The 16,452-nt window shown below is 62.1% G+C and carries 17 protein-coding genes and 1 pseudogene; 9 read left to right on the top strand and 9 right to left on the bottom strand.

From position 1 onward, the window contains the following. Positions 1-364: 364 nt before the first annotated feature. The 5 genes and pseudogenes from CH278_RS19660 (at position 365) to CH278_RS19640 (ending at position 4,053) form a co-directional block, all read left to right on the top strand. Positions 365-994, top strand: a complete 630-nt coding sequence (locus CH278_RS19660) for a hypothetical protein (RefSeq protein ID WP_094622678.1) — start codon at positions 365-367, stop codon at positions 992-994. Continuing rightward, positions 991-1,404 (top strand): hypothetical protein, encoded by a 414-nt coding sequence (locus CH278_RS19655; protein ID WP_143536281.1) that lies wholly within the window; start codon positions 991-993, stop codon positions 1,402-1,404. Before CH278_RS19660 ends, CH278_RS19655 begins: the two co-directional genes overlap by 4 nt. 12 nt (positions 1,405-1,416) lie before the next feature. Then, positions 1,417-1,728 carry a hypothetical protein gene (locus CH278_RS27670; protein WP_094622676.1) on the top strand — a complete coding sequence of 104 codons (312 nt, stop codon included), beginning with the start codon at positions 1,417-1,419 and terminating at the stop codon, positions 1,726-1,728. A 545-nt stretch (positions 1,729-2,273) separates the two neighbouring features. Beyond that, positions 2,274-2,690: pseudogene (locus CH278_RS28255) on the top strand (tyrosine-type recombinase/integrase); the annotation flags it as partial. 355 nt (positions 2,691-3,045) lie between these two features. Continuing rightward, the gene (locus CH278_RS19640) at positions 3,046-4,053 is read left to right on the top strand and encodes a hypothetical protein (protein WP_256991897.1); all 1,008 of its coding nucleotides are present in this window, start codon (positions 3,046-3,048) and stop codon (positions 4,051-4,053) included. 60 nt (positions 4,054-4,113) lie between these two features. On the opposite strand, the gene CH278_RS19635 is transcribed toward CH278_RS19640, so the two are convergent. Together CH278_RS19635 and CH278_RS19630 are read right to left on the bottom strand one after the other, a co-directional pair. Then, the gene (locus tag CH278_RS19635) at positions 4,114-4,578 is read right to left on the bottom strand and encodes a hypothetical protein (protein ID WP_143536280.1); all 465 of its coding nucleotides are present in this window, start codon (positions 4,576-4,578) and stop codon (positions 4,114-4,116) included. Then, positions 4,563-4,742: a hypothetical protein gene (locus CH278_RS19630; protein WP_094622673.1), complete on the bottom strand. Its 180-nt coding sequence runs from the start codon at positions 4,740-4,742 to the stop codon at positions 4,563-4,565. Before CH278_RS19630 ends, CH278_RS19635 begins: the two co-directional genes overlap by 16 nt. Positions 4,743-4,896: 154 nt before the next feature. Here CH278_RS19630 and CH278_RS19625 point away from each other — a divergent pair, with 154 nt between their 5' ends. Continuing rightward, the gene (locus CH278_RS19625) at positions 4,897-5,388 is read left to right on the top strand and encodes an O-methyltransferase (RefSeq protein WP_256991898.1); all 492 of its coding nucleotides are present in this window, start codon (positions 4,897-4,899) and stop codon (positions 5,386-5,388) included. A 151-nt stretch (positions 5,389-5,539) separates the two neighbouring features. Here the strand turns inward: CH278_RS19625 and CH278_RS19620 are convergent, their stop codons facing one another. From CH278_RS19620 to CH278_RS19605, 4 genes are all read right to left on the bottom strand, one after another. Further along, entirely contained in the window at positions 5,540-6,547 is a 1,008-nt protein-coding gene (locus CH278_RS19620; RefSeq protein WP_094622672.1) for a polysaccharide pyruvyl transferase family protein, read from the bottom strand. Continuing rightward, positions 6,544-7,446: a glycosyltransferase family 2 protein gene (locus tag CH278_RS19615; RefSeq protein ID WP_094622671.1), complete on the bottom strand. Its 903-nt coding sequence runs from the start codon at positions 7,444-7,446 to the stop codon at positions 6,544-6,546. Before CH278_RS19615 ends, CH278_RS19620 begins: the two co-directional genes overlap by 4 nt. A gap of 137 nt (positions 7,447-7,583) precedes the next feature. Continuing rightward, positions 7,584-8,753 carry a winged helix DNA-binding domain-containing protein gene (locus CH278_RS19610; protein WP_094622670.1) on the bottom strand — a complete coding sequence of 390 codons (1,170 nt, stop codon included), beginning with the start codon at positions 8,751-8,753 and terminating at the stop codon, positions 7,584-7,586. Between the two features lie 4 nt (positions 8,754-8,757). Beyond that, positions 8,758-9,525: a metallophosphoesterase family protein gene (locus CH278_RS19605; protein ID WP_094622669.1), complete on the bottom strand. Its 768-nt coding sequence runs from the start codon at positions 9,523-9,525 to the stop codon at positions 8,758-8,760. 170 nt (positions 9,526-9,695) lie between these two features. Between CH278_RS19605 and CH278_RS19600 the strand changes: the two genes are divergently transcribed. After that, positions 9,696-11,042: an MFS transporter gene (locus tag CH278_RS19600; protein ID WP_027498110.1), complete on the top strand. Its 1,347-nt coding sequence runs from the start codon at positions 9,696-9,698 to the stop codon at positions 11,040-11,042. Between the two features lie 50 nt (positions 11,043-11,092). Here CH278_RS19600 and CH278_RS19595 read toward each other — a convergent pair whose 3' ends face one another. Together CH278_RS19595 and CH278_RS19590 are read right to left on the bottom strand one after the other, a co-directional pair. Continuing rightward, a complete protein-coding gene (locus CH278_RS19595; protein ID WP_094622668.1) occupies positions 11,093-11,653 on the bottom strand; it encodes a DUF2716 domain-containing protein in 561 nt (186 codons plus the stop codon). A 35-nt stretch (positions 11,654-11,688) separates the two neighbouring features. Beyond that, the gene (locus CH278_RS19590; RefSeq protein ID WP_094622667.1) at positions 11,689-13,062 is read right to left on the bottom strand and encodes an FAD-binding oxidoreductase; all 1,374 of its coding nucleotides are present in this window, start codon (positions 13,060-13,062) and stop codon (positions 11,689-11,691) included. A gap of 71 nt (positions 13,063-13,133) precedes the next feature. Between CH278_RS19590 and CH278_RS19585 the strand changes: the two genes are divergently transcribed. Both CH278_RS19585 and CH278_RS19580 read left to right on the top strand, forming a co-directional pair. Next, complete coding sequence (locus CH278_RS19585) at positions 13,134-14,873, top strand: helix-turn-helix domain-containing protein (protein WP_094622903.1); 1,740 nt, start codon at positions 13,134-13,136, stop codon at positions 14,871-14,873. Between the two features lie 59 nt (positions 14,874-14,932). Continuing rightward, positions 14,933-15,472, top strand: coding sequence for a hypothetical protein (locus tag CH278_RS19580; protein WP_057472823.1), 540 nt, complete (start codon positions 14,933-14,935; stop codon positions 15,470-15,472). Between the two features lie 6 nt (positions 15,473-15,478). Here the strand turns inward: CH278_RS19580 and CH278_RS19575 are convergent, their stop codons facing one another. Continuing rightward, a complete protein-coding gene (locus CH278_RS19575; protein WP_094622666.1) occupies positions 15,479-16,438 on the bottom strand; it encodes an SDR family NAD(P)-dependent oxidoreductase in 960 nt (319 codons plus the stop codon). Positions 16,439-16,452: the final 14 nt, after the last annotated feature.

Below are 16,452 nucleotides of genomic sequence, written 5' to 3'. Positions count from 1 at the left end.
ATATCGCCGTGGAATCCGGTGACGCGGACCGTTCACCGACGGGTGCGTCATGCAGTCTCTCCTCTGGCCGATGGTGACGCCGGCAAGGCAGTCTTTGATGCGTGGTCAACCCCGGAAGCAATCGAAGGCGCTCCCGCCGGCGTATGGCTAACCGTCGGAGCCCTGGTCGAGTGCCGTTTCGGTGCACGGGTTCAAAACTTCCGCTATTGGCAACCTTGTCGGCACGAACAGCTCGCATCACGGCTGCAGAACGCGTCCTCACGCCCACTCAGGTGCCGGACGTAACATCAGCAATGTATTCGGTGATACAAGATTGACCGTAAGGCTTGGTTAGGTATGATCCGGACGTGAACAGGAGCTGGCTGTGGCCACGAGGTTGATGATTCCGCCTAGGCATCAGGAACCGATCAACATCTTAGCTTCACTAACGAGTGTAGAGGCTGGCAATTTACGCAAAGACATAGACGCGTCGGACGGTTCGTTCGACGCTGTGGTTGCACTGCTGGATTCGCAGGTGGGCGACGGTAAGGCCGCTTACGAAGCGCTGATCAGTCTTGCGGTCGCGAAGTTTAAATTGGGCTTGACGACTGCCGAACTCATGGATTCATTTCGTGATTCTTTGAACGCATCTGAAAACGAAACGTCTATCTCAACGGTCTTGGAATCTAGGCCTGTGATTCGTTCCGCCAAGGCTGTGGATCTCGACAGCTCCTACGAAAGACTGCTGGGGCGTACCAGGATTTTCACCGACATTCGGCCAATGTTCGAGGATGATGCTCGAGAGCAAGTAAGTCTGGCTTCAATCAACCACACTCTCGAAATCGTCTATCAGTCGAATGGTCAGGATTTCGACCATTTTGTCACTCTTGACGCAGGGGATCTCCGCAAACTTCGGAGTCAGATCGACCGGGCATTAGAAAAGGATGAAAACGCACAGCGGTTCATTGCTGCTGCTGGCGCGTCAGTGCTAAAGCAGACGGAGCCAACCGAATGACAATGCAGATTGGTGGTCGAGCCTCGGCGAATGAATGGATCGAAAGTCGCCAGCCAAAGGCCGTCAAGATACCCGGCACCGAAATCAAGATCGTGCAGCTTCTGCCTGCACTGCGCGCCAAAGAAATCCAGTTTGTGGTCTATAGGCCGACCGCATACGTCGCAACATTATTACGTGGCGCACTGGCGGAGAGTCAGCATGATTGGCGGACAATCGATTCGCTTGCTTCCGAACTTGACGTGAGCGTGCGGGACATCGAACTCGCTCTCATCGAGCTTGGTTCGGAGGTCCGGCGGCCAGTAGGCGCTAGGGGCAAGGAATTGGGCTACCTACGCCTCTCCAGGCTGGGCAAGACACGGAAAGAATGGATACGTATAGTCCGTTCCAGTCTGACGCGAATGCCTCTGTGAGCTAATCGGAAAATGTCAGTTTTAGTCCTCTTCGGTCTCGGGATACTTGGTGGCCTCTTTGCAGAATTGGCGCTTATCTATGTTCATCGCCAGACGCCAAAGGCCGACCGGCCAGACTGGGTGACCAGCTATTTCTACTGGATCATTGGAGCCGCGATGATTGCTGCCGGTGGCATCCTCGCAGTTATACAGTTGCCTGCGCACATACCGGACATCGCTCCTCTGGCGGCTGTTCAATTGGGGGCTACCGCGCCGGCCGTGATAGCGGCGCTCAGTCGGACTACGCCCAAAGAGGAAGAAGGCGATGTCGGTTCGGTAGCTTAATGCGATCGCTCTAGTGCACCACCGGATCCAGTTCAGCCGCAGAGCAACGCCGACACTAAGCAACCACTCATAGACCTCCGGCCGGGGCGCAAGTCGTGATCCAAGACCTCTCCTCACCCTTGATCGAGGCAGAGTATGTCAAGGCTATCCGTTGAACTTGCGATCGATCTATCGGAGGCGATTGATGTCATCGTCAGATCGCCGCAATTCGGGCTAATTGCGTTCTGATCGCACAAGATTCGAACATGCGAAGCTTGTCCATCCCCCGCCATAGTGCTACTTGTCTCTGCGATCTGCTGTGCGGCCTGCTCGACAGAGGCGGGTTCGTCGAATCCTGGCGACCGGGACCGGGTCAGTTCGCTGGCAACGCCGACCCACGACGCATCTATTTCGACTGTTCAGGGTGACGTTACCCTGCAAGGGATCGCTCCGATCGTGGGCCTTGCAGCCACGGGTCTGCGCTTCTAGGAGGCAACGGCACTCCAAGTCGGAGACGTCGACGTCGAGGCGATGACCTTAGGGTCACGCGAGCATGGAAATACACAGGCGACAGGACTCGCAAGCTGGGTCCACCGAAGTCGTGCCGATTGAAGCGGCAATCGACGCGCCACATCAGGGTGATCGCAGCATGTGGAGACTTGAAACGGCCACGCAGCCAGTTCGTATTCATGAACTCGGTCGGCAACCCTGTTCAGTCGCAGTCTTCCAACAACACCGGTTGGGTACCTGCTGTCAAAGCTGCGATGGCGGACGGCTCAGAAGTTCGACCACCTCGGAGACCGCTGATCCATGACCTCCGCCATACGTGCGCATCGATGATGTTCAAGGGTGGAACGCCGATGCTGGTTGTCAGAGATCATCTGGGGCACGAGGGCATAGTTACGACGCTGAATCTATATGGCCACGTGGATAGTGGGCAGATGCGGAAGGCCGCAGAGGTCCTGGGTGTCGAACTCCCATAAGTCTCCAGTCCGCAGAAGGTCCAATTCTTGCCGTATCTTTTTAACGCAACAAACACTCGAACTCCCGGTTCAGGTCGGGGACAAATCGTCAATCAACATCAACAAACGCCAGCGATGAAATCCGTTTTAATGTGTAGCTCTGCTGGTCAGGTGCGGACGGGGACACCCACCGTCATTTCTCGAGCCAGGTCGAGCCCCCAAGGCTGCTTCGTGTGGTGGCTCGATTCGTATCGGGACAAACCCGGACTGTGGCACACTCTCGGCGGTGAACAGGTCGCTGACGCTCCACGCCGAAGCCACAGGTGCCAACTGCATCTCATCGCGGATAGGGACACCATCCGGCGCTGAGATTCGCGTGACTACCGAGTCGAACTACAGCCTGGACCATTCCGTGAATCCCTGGCTTCCTCCGCTGTTGGCAGCAGGTATGCGGCACAGGTGGGACGTCGACTTCGACGCTCCCGTGGACTCGGTGGCACTTTGCAATGCGTCGACGGCTCAGAGTGTTCTTCGCAGCTGGTACCCGAGGCGGTTTCACAAGATATCGATTGCGGCAGAACCCGTACTCAGTGTCTCCGAGGCGAAGGGCGTCGGTTGCTTCTTCAGCGGAGGCGTCGACAGCTATTATTCGGCGATCACCCAGTCCGAACGCATCACCCACCTGATCTTCGTGCATGGATTCGACATCCACATCGACGACGAGGAGTTGGCGTCGAAAGCCTTGGCAGGGGCCCGAGAAGCGGCTGCGGATCTGGGCAAACCGTTGATCGAAATCAAGACCACGGTCAGGTCGGCGCTGGGCGATCCCCTGCAGCTCGAATGGGGCGGGGTCTTCCACGGACCCGCGCTGGCGCATGTCGGTCTGGCATTGTCGGAGCACCTGAGCACGGTCATCATCCCGTCGTCCTACAGCTACCGGCAGTTACATCCATGGGGATCCCATCCGGATCTCGACCCCCTGTGGTCCAGTGGTGCCGTCGCATTCGAGCATCATGAGCTCGAACAAGACCGCTACGGAAAGATCCGTCGCATCGGCGGGAACGAGACCGCGATGAACCACCTGCGGGTCTGCTGGGAGAACCCCAACGGCAGCTTCAATTGCGGGCGTTGTGGCAAATGCACTCGCACGAAAGTCGGTTTGGCACTTGCAGGTGCCGAGAGCGCGACGCTCCCGGGCTCGATCGACAAGGACGCTGCACGTCGGATGAAATTGATGGTCTGGGACCGACGCCAACTGCGGGACGGTCTTGCGGCTATGCAGAAGTCGGGAACTCTCGACGCCGGCGTGCGCAAGGCTTTGAGGAAAGCCATTCGCCGCAGCTACTTCCATTCGGCCGCTTTGTCTCTTCGTAGCCGCTTCTGACCGTTTGGTCCTCGATCGATGAGACTTCGGTTCGCGGGACGACGCGAACCGATCAACCGCCTACGGTCCGGGTGACCAATAGCCGCCACCGTTCGCGCCGTCGGAGACACAGAACATGTCGAATCCGTCCGGCGACACCGCAATTCCTCTCACTGAGGGGTCGCATTCCGACCCCGCCTCCGCATTGCCGTCGATGATCGGTGGCGACTGCACCCAATGCGCGCGAGTCGACCCTGCATAGGTGCACTTCAGGAACGTGCCATCGGCGGAGGTTCCGTGATTGTCGACGCCCGGATCGCATGGTCCGTCCACCTCGGGCAGTGCGGCCGAGGGGGCCTCGGTCGCGTCGACGGTGGTCTCGACCGGAGTCGGTGGTTCCGTAGCAGCAGGAACTGTGAAGAGTGCGGTAGCCGGTAAGGAGTACGGAACAAGTGTTTCGACGGATGCCGACGTTCTCGGCGTGAGAGAACCGAAACCGTAGACGACAGTTGCGACCACGAGCAGTTCGATCACTCCGATTGCCAAGCCCGCGACGGCAATTCCACGACCGGCAGGTCGCCAGAAAGCCAGGTTCCGAACACTATCGCGACGGGAAACAGTCCCAGGAGAGCTGCAACCAGTGAGATCACAGCGTACGGGTTGACCGGTTCGGTTTCGCGGTTGTCACCTTTGGTGAGATCTTCGGTCATCGACTCGTTCCCCGTTCACGGTGTGAAAAACTAGGTGCGGAAGGTCATTCGGTGCGAACGCTACAGGCATCGGTGTCGGCCAGGTGGCAGTTGTCGTCTGCGCGCACGATCGACCGTCGGCTACGCTCCGAAGCAGTCGAACAGGAGGACATGGATGGGCCTGGAATACCTCGAGTCGTTGGTGCATCGAACCGCCACAGCGGGGGAGCCTTTCGAGCGTGGAGCCGACGAATCGGAACTCGGATACCTATCGGCACTGGCCGCAAGGCCAGGCACGAAGTCGATCTGCGAGGTCGGGTTCAATGCGGGCTTCTCGAGTTGGGCGTTCCTCGAGGCTTCTCCCGACGTGACCGTCGTATCCTTCGATCTGGCCGCATACGCGTACAGCGATGCCGCGAAAGCCCATGTCGACGAACACTTCCCGGGCCGACACACCCTGATCCAGGGAGATTCGCACACCACCATCAAGGCTTATGCCGAGCAACACCCGGACGCGCGCTTCGATGTCATCTTCATCGACGGTGACCATTCTGTGGAAGGTGCCCGTGCAGACCTCGACGATCTTCGTGCGCTCGCCACCCCGGAATCGGTCGTCATCATGGACGACATCACGCCGTGGCTCTGGTTCGGCGAAGGCCCGACGTAGGCCTGGCAAGAGGCCGTCGACGCGGGTCGGATCCTGCACACCAACTACTTTCGCGACGGCGAACCCGTCGACGCGGTGACTCCTCCCGCCGCGCGTGCCTGGGCCGAGGGCCGTTACCCCTTCTGAAAACGGACGGGGTGTCGACCAGCGTTCATCGTCGACTGTCGGACACGGCCTGCCGAACCATGTCGGCGGCGGCGTCGGGTGTCGCTGCGAACTGAACGTTGTCGAACCGGTGTAGGTAGGCGTCGTAGATGCCGGATACTTTCCTGTTCGCGTTGTCCATCGCCACGACGCGCTTGCCCATCATCGCGGCCAATACGGCCGCATGCAGTCGATCGGTGAGCACGACGGGTGCGAGATTCAGAATGCGCTGCGCCACACGGAGGTTGAGCTTCGCTGTCTGCTCGTACGAGCGAACGAGAGCGGGGTACAGCAGGCGATTCGCTTTGGGGAAGTTGTATGCGATTCGGGTCGGCAGCGTCACCACCGTCGAGATCGCCAGATCCCTTCCGTGCAGACCCCAGTCGTACTGGACGGACGACGCGTCGACGTTCACCGAAGCATGACCGAGGCTTTCGGAATCGTCGCGCACGAGTTTCACGACGTCCACTGCAGAGCCTTCGGCGCTGTGTGCGATCTCGGCACCGAACGCCATGTCCGGGCAGTATTCGACGCGGTTGTTCGGGAAATGGGCGAGCGCCAGCTCGTACGAACGCTGTTCACGCAGCATCAGGGTGAGATCCGGGTGCTGTGCGTAGAGGGCCGCGGTCCTGTGCATGGCGTCGGCGTCGGAGTAGTCGATGCTTTGGGGAAGGCACACGATCTTGTTGCGAGGAAACCGCGCAACGATTGCTTCACGAAATTTCTGGTCCATCGGCCAGCGGTCGCCGAAGTTCCCTCCGCCCTGCAGAAACAGGGTCCCATCACCGACTCGTTGTTCGAGCAGATCGTTGTTGTGGGTGAACGGATCGGACACGTAGTCGACGTGCACGTTCAACTGCTTCAGATACTCGACCTCACCGGCGTAGATGAGCGAGTCACCGGCATTGAAGTGATTCGGAAAGTCCAAGTGAGCCACCCGATCTCCGGGTTTGGCATGTTGCCGCAGGACGGCCATGGTCTCTTCGCGTATCGCGTCGACTATCTCGTATGTCATCGGGGACTCCGTCGCAGGCCGCGGCCGAGCGCGGCCACTCGAATCCGCAGTGCGCCGTAGTGGATTCCGATGTAGTGGGCCCACAGACCGCTGGGCATAGGTCGTAGTACCTTCGGCAACCACGGATTGCGAATTGTCGCGAGATACAAGATCGCCGCAGTGTGCGCGGGAATCCGGGCAAGGGACGACGGATGAGGGCAGCCCGCAGCACGGTGCTTGGTCGACAGTTGGTACGACGTGCGTCCGTAAGCGCGGCCTTGCAAGAACGATCGACGAACCGTAGTTCTGATGCGGTAGGCGACCGACGCATCCGCGGCATGTCCGAGAGTGAATCCTGCTTGCTGAAGCCTCCACGAGTAGTCGACGTCTTCGGCACCGCCCACGAGGTCTTCGTCGAAGCCTCCGACCTCGTCGAAGACGCGCCTCCACAGCGCGAAATTGCTTCCCGGGGCATACGGCAGGTAGGCGGTGGGAAACAGGGTGCCGTTCGGCGGGTTGTCTCGCCACGCCGTCACCTCGGGCGGATTGAGGGAATCGTGTTCGATTGCGCCGCCCACGGCGTCATAGCTGTCGAGTGCGCGCACCATGGCAGTCAGCCACGTCGGAGAAGCGACGTCGTCGTGGTCGACGAAGGCGATGATGTCGCCCCGCGCGGCTTCCACGCCGACGTTGCGGGCGTAGGAGACGCCACGCTTGGCGGAGGCGTCGACGATGCGCATCGACAGAGTTAGAGACAATTCTTCGAGATGTGAGCGGAGGCCGTCGGTCGAGCCGTTGTCGCTGACGATGAGCTCGACATCGCCTGTGTAGTCCTGAGCAGCAAGCGCGTGGAGCTGCTCGTTCAGTTCGGGCAAACCGTTGTACACGGGGAGGACGATGGAAACCAGACTGATAGGCACGTTGTGACCCTACAACGAAATCCGGGTGCTGTTTGGTTAGGCATCCCAACCGTAGGAGTGGGGATCACACAACTCGAAGGGTTGTGTGGCACCGCCATTTACACACATAGTTCGACTGTCACCTCGGACCGATGTGATTACGACTTTCCGCGCAGTCTCTTCTCCAACGGCGTCGGAAACGACGGGACCACCGCGGTACCGTCGAGCAGGGCAGTGATCCGACCGGCCTCTGCTGCAACCTCTTTCGATACCGCAGACCCGACGTCCTCGAGTAATTCCGTGACCACCGAACCGGTGGAATCCACGGCCCATCCGCCGACGATGCGTCCCTCCCACCAGATGGTCGGTCCGATATTTCCGAAGGTATCGAACAGTGGGGCCTTGTGTTCGCCGAGATACCAGTGTCTGTGCTTCCACCCCATCGGAGTGGGGTCCAGGGCTGGAAGCAGTATCGCCCGAGGTGGGGAATCCTGGAACACTGTGTCGGTCAACATGATTCCGTCACCCTCGGCCAGTTCGACGGCCACGGTGTCGAGTTCGGCGACCGCCCCACGGGTCTGCGTCTTGTTCCATCCCGTCCACCATTGCAGGTCGTCCAAGGTCGCCGGTCCGAACACGTCGAGCCAGCGCCGGGCCATATCGGCTCGGGCGGAAGTCTCGTCCAACTCGGGAATCCCGTTGGGCCACCACTGATCGATCGGTGCCCAGGCATGTCGGCGCGACGTCCACGCGCCGCGCGGCTCGACCCGTACCAGCTTTCCCTCCGCGGCCATCATCACCAACACTTCGGAGGTCACATAGCGTTTGACGTCGTACACCTTGTCCGTGGTCGGCAGCAGAGCGGTCTTGAGTCCGGGAACTGCTGCGGACAGCTCCGCCCCGGTCGCCGTGCCCATCGAGCGTAAAACGGCATCGGTCTCGGCTTCGGTTGCCGCCAGCCAGGATTCGACGTCGTCGATCACCGGTTCGGTCGGCAGCGTCGACACCTGCTTGATCAACCGGGTTCGCATCGTGCGGGCAACTCCGAGGCTGGCGGCAGCGTGGATCATCGGAACGTCGTCGTGCGCGACGACGAACATCGTGCGACGCATCGCCATCAAGCGAACCAAGCTACGGCGTTCGTACATCGCGTCACGAACGTCCGACAATCCCAGCGAGCGGGCGCGTGCCAGCACGGAAAGATACACCGTAGCCGGATCGGTGGCATGCAGCGCGAGCAACGACGACACCACGGATTCGGCGCTCGGGGCGTCGGACAAGTGCTGCGCGACGAGCCGCTGTCGCCGCTGGGCGTCGGTGATCTTCACGGGCTCAGTGTGACTGCTCGCGGGGAGCAGGACCGACGAAACCGGTGAGAAGCGCGTCGGCGATATCGGCCATTCCGTGCGCGCGGGCATCGTCGGCGGCTCCGACGTGGTCGTACTCGACGCGCTCGAACGACACCGTCCAGCTGCCTGTGCCGTGATCGTCGAGCACTGCGTATCGGGCGTGTGGAGACCCCGATTCCATGACGTGGGGGTAGGGCTGATCGTCGTCGTATGCGGGCGCGCCGACGCTGCCCGGATTGACTACGAGCGTGCCGCTGGGGAGAGTCCAGTGGCGTTGCAGGTGGGTGTGGCCGCAGGCGATGACAGATCGGTCCGTGAAACCTGCTGCCCTTTCGTTGATTTCGACCTCGGTTGCCTCGCGAGAGCCGTGAGGGTACACCGAGTGCAGGAAGTACTGCTGATCATCGGTGGGTGTTCCGTGTACTGCGAGGATTCCGTTGCCCAGCTCCAGCGAGAACGGGAGCGAACCCAGCCAACGTCGATGCTCGTCGTCGAGTCGATCGTGGGCATGCCGATCCCAACTGCCCATGGAATCGGGCTCCTGCTCGAGGAGGTAGCGATCATGATTGCCGGCGATGGTGGGGAAACCCAGTGCCATCAATCGATCCGCAGTTCGGCGCGGATGCAGTCCGCCGGAGAGCAGATCGCCGAGGTTCACCACAGAGTCGACGCATTGCCGTTCGATGTCTTCGAGGACGGCGTCGAGCGCCGCGATGTTGCCGTGAATATCGGCAATGAGAGCTACTCGCACAAGCACAGGATCGCAGCGTGGGCATTCGACTGCAACACGGCAACCCTCGTCGAGCGTTGGAGACTTCGCCCTCGGATCTCCGTCTTCGATGGGTGATTTCTCCATAGACCCTTGCTTGATGGGTCCCTAGTGTGGTCCAAGTCACTTCCGTTCGAAGGAAAGCCGAGCCCATGCCTGCAGTCACGACGAAGCCCGAGATCGAAACGAGGGTGGTCAAGAAGGTCGCTCGACGCATCATTCCGTTCCTCGGGGTGGCCTACTTCGTCAACTATCTCGATCGCACCAACATCGGGCTGGCCAAGCTCACGATGAGCGACGAGCTGGGGCTCACCGAGACGATGTTCGGATTGGCGTCCGGGCTGTTCTTCATCGGCTACCTGCTGTTCGAGGTGCCGAGCAACCTGGCCCTGCACAAGTTCGGCGCACGCCGCTGGATTGCACGCATCATGGTCTCGTGGGGAATCGTGGCCGCCGCCATGGCATTCGTACCCACAGCGGGCTGGCTGTACGGACTCCGCATCGTTCTCGGCATCGCCGAAGCGGGCTTCTTCCCCGGTGTTCTGCTGTACATGACGATGTGGTTCCCTCGCGCGTACCGAGTTCGACTGATGGGCCTGTTCATGCTGGCACTGCCGGTCTCCTCGGCACTGGGTGCGCCTCTGTCGAGTGCCATCATTCAGTACTGGGACGGACTGTTCGGACTCTCCGGTTGGCGCGTGATGTTCTTGTTCGAGGGCCTGCCCGCAATCGTTCTCGGTGTGATCACCTGGTTCTACCTGACCGATCGGCCGTCACAGGCCACATGGCTGGACGACGACGAGAAGAATTGGCTGACAGCGGAATTGGAGTCCGAGGGGTCGTCGAAGAGCGCGCACGTCACCGGCTCGGTCAAGCGGGCTCTCACCGACGCACGGGTATGGATGCTCGGACTGGTGTACTTCGGGATCACCTACGGCCTGTATTCGCTGAGCTTCTTCCTACCCAGCATCGTCGCCGGTTTCAAGAAGACGTTCGATACCAACTTCTCCCTCGTGACAACTGGGCTGATCGTCGCGGTTCCGTTCGCGGTGGGTGCCCTCGCCATGGTGTTGTGGAGCAGGCATTCGGACCGGACGGGTGAGCGCACCTGGCATGTCGCGATCCCCACGTTGATCGGCGCGGTCTCCATACCATTTGCGCTGTACATGGATTCGCCGTTCACCACGATGATCGCCGTGACGGTCAACGCAGTCGGAGTGTTCTGCGCGCTGCCGGTGTTCTGGTACCTGCCCAGTGCATTCCTCACCGGGGCAGGCGCGGCCGCGGGCATTGCGATCATCAACTCGGTGGGCAACCTGTCCGGCTTCGGCGCGCCGTACGTGACGGGCTGGCTACTCGACGCGACAGGGAACGCCCGCGCCGGACTGTGGGTCGTCGGCGGCGTCATGATGGTGGCCGTCGGGCTGGTGCTCGCGCTGCACCGTCGCACGGTGGGTGACAGCACGAGCAGTGATGCGGGAGCGCCGGTCTCGCACTGACGACCGAGTGGATCCGGAGCGGCAAGTCGTCTCGACGCCGAGCGGATCGGCTATCGATCCGCGACCCGTCGCCCGTCGACCCGGATCGTGGGGAGCCACGTCGCCAAGGTGCGCCCGAGGGTGGCGACCATGCGCGGTCCGAAGACACACAAGGTGCGTTCCCACGGGTGACCGAAGGTCCCTTCGGTGAATCCGTCGCGGGTGAAGATGTAGTAGTCGCCGTCCGGATAGACGGGTACCCGCCACTCGGCGTTCTCGGCCGCATCGGCGTGCGCTTGGGCATCGAAGCTGTAGCCGGGGTGTTGCCAGTCCAGGACCACAAACGTGGGGGCATCCGCAAATTCGGTGACGAAGCAGCGCAGGGCTTCCGCATTGACTGCGTCGACTCTCGCGGACCATGAGGCCATCGTGCGTACGGTGTCTGCGTCGAGGTCGAATGTCATCGACGGGGCAGGCTCGGCAATGGCCGGCCATGAGTCAGGTGTGGTCCCGGGCCGAAACCCGAACTTGTTGTCGAACCGCGACCAATGCTCCGATGTCACGCTTCGGTCGAGTTCGGTCCACCCGATGGGCAACGCAGAACCGAAGTCCATGGTCAGCTTGCTAGTCATAGGTCCATCGTCCCAGGGCTTGAGAGGCTGCGCTTTCAGGACGCGAATACCTTGCCCGGGTTCAGGATTCCGTGCGGATCCAGTGCCTTTTTCACCGCGCGGTGCATGTCCAGCACAACTGGGTCCAGCTCCTGTGCCAATCCGTCCATCTTGAGCAACCCCACGCCGTGTTCGCCGGTGACAGTGCCTCCGAGTTCCAGTGCAGCGTCGATGATCTCGGCGAAGGCGGCCTGAGCGCGCTCGCGGGCCGGGATGTCGTCGTGCGGGGTGATGAGCAACGGATGCAGGTTTCCGTCGCCCGCATGGGCGATGTTGGCGATCGTCGTCTCGTAGCGCAGGCCGATCTGTTCGATACGCGACAGCATCTCGGGCACATGCTTCTTCGGCACACAGACGTCCTCGGTCAATACCGGTCCGAGTCGCTCCATCGCGGGATACGCCAACCGCCGAGCAGAGAACAGGGCGTCGGCCTCCTCCTGATCGGTCGATACCGCAGACCACGTGGCTCCGGCCTCGTCGAAGCACGTCAGCATCTTCTCGGCCTGCTGGTCTCCGACGAGCCCCGGATCGTCGATCCGCCCGAGCAACACCACATTTGCCTCGACGGACAACCCCATGTTCTTCCAGGCGTCGACGGCGATGAGGCATTGCTTGTCGATCAGCTCGAGCGCGGACGGCGTCAATCCGGCGGCGGCCACTGCGGCCACGGCACGTCCGGCGTCGACGATCGAATCGAAGCACCCGGCAACGGTCCGTTGCGGATCCTGGAGCGGACGCAGTTTCAGGGTCACCTCGGTGATGATGCCGAGGGTGCCCTCCGATCCGACCATCAGGCCCGCAAGATCGTATCCGGCAACGCCTTTCGCGGTCTTACGCCCGAGTCGTACCAATTCTCCGGTACCGGTGACGATCTGCATCCCCATGACGTAGTCGCGGGTGACGCCGTATTTGACGCAGCACAGCCCACCGGCGTTGGTGGCCACGTTGCCGCCGATCGTCGACCACGGCGCACTGGCCGGATCCGGCGGATACCACAGGCCCTCCACTGCGACGGCTGCTCTGAGGTGATCGTTGACGACTCCGGGTTCGACGACGGCATAACGCTCGAGTACGTCGATCTCCTTGATGGTGTCCATCCCGTCGAGCGCGAGCACGACGCAGCCTTCGGTGGCGTTGGCTCCGCCGGACAAACCGGTTCCCGCCCCGCGAGTGACGATCGGCGTTCCGTGGGCGAGACAGGCTCGAACCACGGTCTGCACCTCCTCGGCGGTCCGGGGCCGCACGACGGCAACGGGCAGCGAATACGGGGCCCACTCCGCCTCGTCGTGCTGGTAGGAGGCGATGACGTCCGGGTCGACCACGATGCGATCGGTGGGCAAGGCCTCGGACAGTTGTTCGACGAGCGTCATGTTCTCGACTCTAGCTGTGAGCTGGGTCTCGGCCAATGTAGGTTCTCTCTATGTCCGCGGAGAAGTCATGGATGGAACTTCTGCTCGACGACGCGTCGATCGATCGTCTCGAGGAGCACCGGAAGGCTTTTCCAGGTGCCGAGGCGCACGCAGCTCTGCGGCTACGCGCCCTGTTGGATCAGCGACGTCAACGCAGCACGGAGTTGGCGGCACTCAACGACATCGCCGTGCGACTGACGACGGTGCGAGACAACCGTGCTCTTCTCCAAGAGGTCGTCGATCAGGCACGCAGGCTTCTCGGCGTCGACCTCGCCTACATGGGGTCCGTACAGGGAAACGAGTTCGTCATCGACGTCACCAGCGGAGCCCTGACTCCTAGGCTCGTCGGTCTTCGGCTCGAACAGGACGCAGGGCTCGTCGGACTCATCGTGCGCAGTGCGTCGCCGTCGTGGACCCCCGACTACCAGAGCGAGCCGGCGTTCCAGCACATCACCGGTGCGGACAGCGCGGCCCGCTCGGAGAACATGCGCGGTCTGCTCGGCGTGCCGTTGCGGGTGGGCGATCGAGTGATCGGCGCATTGTTTGCATGCAAGCGCCAGGAACGCGACTTCGCAGACAGTGAGATCGCCCTGCTCTCGGCGCTGGCCGCGCACGCGGCCATCGCCATCGAGAACGTACGGACCATCGATCGGCTCGAGACGCTGAATGCCGAATTATCCGAACGCACAGCCGAACTCGAACAGACACTGCAGTGGGACCGAACGTTGACCCAGGTGGTCCTGCGCGGCGGCGGCGTACGGACACTGGTGCGCGAGATTGCTGTATTGACCGAGCGTCCGGCGTACTTCGTTCCGGATGCCGCTGCGGTTCCCGCGGCACTGGCGGTCCACTCGGTGGAGGTCGACGAACTGCTACGCATGTGTGGCGACGGCAAGGACACCGTGTCGACGACGTCGATGACGGCTCATCGGGTGGCCGCAGCCGGTCAATTCCTCGGCGCGCTGATCTCGATCGGACCGGACGATGCCAGGACGCGTCTGCTGCTCGATCGAGCCGCGCCTGCAGTGGCCCTGTCACTCGCCGAGGAGCGAGCTGCCGCCGATTCCGCGCGGCGCGCCCAGGATGCGTTCCTGGTGGACCTGCTCTCGCACCCGGCGTCCACTCCGGATGCCGAACGGCGACAACTCCATTTGGCCGGACTTGCCCCCGACACGGCTTACTGTGTAGCCGTCGCGCAGGGTGCGTCGAGAACCAAGCTCGGCCGATTCCCGACAGGATCTGTTGTTGCGGAGCAAGGTTCGAGCCTGATCGTGGTGGTGCCCGCGCGCGATTCGGCGACGGTCACACCGATGTTCCTCGCCGGCGCCACCGTCGGAATCTCTGAGCCGAGCACCGGACCCGAGGCGCTGGCAAAGGGCTATCGGGAAGCTCGGCAGACCGTCGACGTGTTGGTCACGCTCGGCCGCGAGGGGGAAGCATGCTCGGCGCGGGGGCTGGGAATCTATCGAATTCTGCTCAGCCACTTGGCGCGTGAACATCTCGACGAACTCACGAAGGAAAAGTTGGGTCCGCTGTTGGCCGAGCAGAACAAGCGCGGGGTTCCGCTGATGGAGACACTCTCGACCTATCTGGCGCGTGGACGCCATCATTCGGCAACCGCGTCGGCTCTCGGGGTGCATGTCAACACGCTCTATCAACGACTCGACGCGATCGACCGTCTGATCGGAACGCACTGGCGCGACCCGGACAATGCTCTCGATCTTCAGGTCCTGATGCGGCTGCGCAGATCGGCCGACCTGCTGGGTCTGTGACGTCGATCGGGCTCTTCGGATCGGGGCCAGGCTCGCGGTGAGTCGGATAGCGTCGGGTCATGGCAGTCGACTTTTCGTGGTCTCAGTTTCTGTGGATAGTCTTCGTTTTCGTCGGCGTGCCGTCGACCTTCTGGGCGCTCCTTCTGTGGGCTCTGTTCTCGAGACTGAGAGAGGGGCCGGGGAAGGGATCTATGGGGCTGTGGGCCACCGGATCGATTGCTGTCGCAGCGGGTTTCGTCGCGTGTGCAGGGTGGCTGAGCTGGTCTGCCGACTACCGGGGCGAGTTCCGTGGACCGGGTCTCCCGGCCCCGAACGCGTTCCCGTCCTGGCAAGTGGCCGCGTGCGGGGCGACGGTGGTGTTGCTGTGCCTGCTTGCCGCGCATCTGTCGCGATGGGCGAATACCGGCGGACACGTCGCTGCGCTGGGTACGACCGCTGGGTTCTCGACGGCGTTCTGCATCGACGCGAGCACCGACGTCACCGGGCAGTCAGGTGTGGGCGTCATCCTGTGCATGCTGGGCTGGGGTACCAGCTTGACACTGCTGATACTCGTTCGGAACGTGGTCGGTGGGCGAAAGCGGCCGGCAGTCGAGCCGTAACTGACGTCAGATCTCGATTCCCGTTGCCTCGACCACATTCGCCCACAATGCATCTCGCACCCGCGCGGAATCTCCGCGCCAGGAGGGATAGTGCGTCGGCCGCGGCGCTCGGTCGTGCCAGAATGTGCCGGTGCTGGTCAACGCGGGATCGGCGGCCACGAGCCAGACGATGGTGTCGGCACCGTCGTCGGCGCTGCGCAGAATGGGCTTCATCACCGAATCGAACAGTGGCATGGAGCCGGTGACGCCCGGCGTGGACGCCCAGCCCGGGTGCATGCTGTGCACCACCGGATCGTCCTCGAGTGAAAAGCGTTCGGCCAGTTGCTCGGCCACCACCACCTGCATTCGTTTCGTTCTGGCGTACGCCGTCATGCCGGAGTACTTGCCGTTCTCGTACTCGAAGTCCGGGTTCTGCAGCGGCACCGCATACATGCCGCCGCTCGATACGAACACCACCCGCGATCCGGCGTCGAACAATTCTCTCAGTCCCACCGTCAGTGCTACCGGTCCGAGAACATGGGTGGCGAAAGCGGATTCGTGTCCCTGTGCCGACAACCGCCGCTCGTCCGGCATCACCCCGGCGCAGTGCACGAGTGCATGCACCGATGTCAGTTCGGACGCCAATGCCGCGATCAGGGCCGCCACCGAATCGAGATCGCTGATATCGCACTCACGCACCACGAGAGAGGCGTCGGGCACTTCGGTTCGGATGGCAGCAGCGGCGGCGTCGAGTCGGTCGGCCGATCGTCCGACCAGGTGCACCCGCGCTCCGAGGCGGGCGAGCTGCTTCGCGGTAGCTGCTCCCAACCCCGAGGATGCGCCGGTCACCACCATGTCGATGGGGGAGGCGAACGGTAACGGATCGGCGGCCCAGAATCGCCGACGCACCCTGGCACCGATTCGGGAGTAGCCGGGAACGACGGCTCTGTCGAGAATCGTGTCCACCGTGCGGCTCAGCAATGACATGCTGCGGCAGTACC

The organism is Rhodococcus sp. 05-2254-5, from assembly GCF_002258575.1.
Classification (GTDB): domain Bacteria; phylum Actinomycetota; class Actinomycetes; order Mycobacteriales; family Mycobacteriaceae; genus Rhodococcoides; species Rhodococcoides fascians.
This window is presented reverse-complemented; position numbering and strand designations above follow the sequence as displayed.

Excerpts from the sequence above, each read along its gene's own strand:
- CH278_RS19600 (WP_027498110.1), top strand. The coding sequence starts at position 9,696 with ATGCCTGCAGTCACGACGAAGCCCGAGATCGAAACGAGGGTGGTCAAG.
- CH278_RS19580 (WP_057472823.1), top strand. The coding sequence starts at position 14,933 with ATGGCAGTCGACTTTTCGTGGTCTCAGTTTCTGTGGATAGTCTTCGTT.
- CH278_RS19655 (WP_143536281.1), top strand. The coding sequence starts at position 991 with ATGACAATGCAGATTGGTGGTCGAGCCTCGGCGAATGAATGGATCGAA.
- CH278_RS19625 (WP_256991898.1), top strand. The coding sequence starts at position 4,897 with ATGGGCCTGGAATACCTCGAGTCGTTGGTGCATCGAACCGCCACAGCG.
- CH278_RS19575 (WP_094622666.1), bottom strand. The coding sequence starts at position 16,438 with ATGTCATTGCTGAGCCGCACGGTGGACACGATTCTCGACAGAGCCGTC.
- CH278_RS19585 (WP_094622903.1), top strand. The coding sequence starts at position 13,134 with ATGGAACTTCTGCTCGACGACGCGTCGATCGATCGTCTCGAGGAGCAC.
- CH278_RS19620 (WP_094622672.1), bottom strand. The coding sequence starts at position 6,547 with ATGACATACGAGATAGTCGACGCGATACGCGAAGAGACCATGGCCGTC.
- CH278_RS27670 (WP_094622676.1), top strand. The coding sequence starts at position 1,417 with ATGTCAGTTTTAGTCCTCTTCGGTCTCGGGATACTTGGTGGCCTCTTT.
- CH278_RS19595 (WP_094622668.1), bottom strand. The coding sequence starts at position 11,653 with ATGACTAGCAAGCTGACCATGGACTTCGGTTCTGCGTTGCCCATCGGG.
- CH278_RS19630 (WP_094622673.1), bottom strand. The coding sequence starts at position 4,742 with ATGACCGAAGATCTCACCAAAGGTGACAACCGCGAAACCGAACCGGTC.
- CH278_RS19590 (WP_094622667.1), bottom strand. The coding sequence starts at position 13,062 with ATGACGCTCGTCGAACAACTGTCCGAGGCCTTGCCCACCGATCGCATC.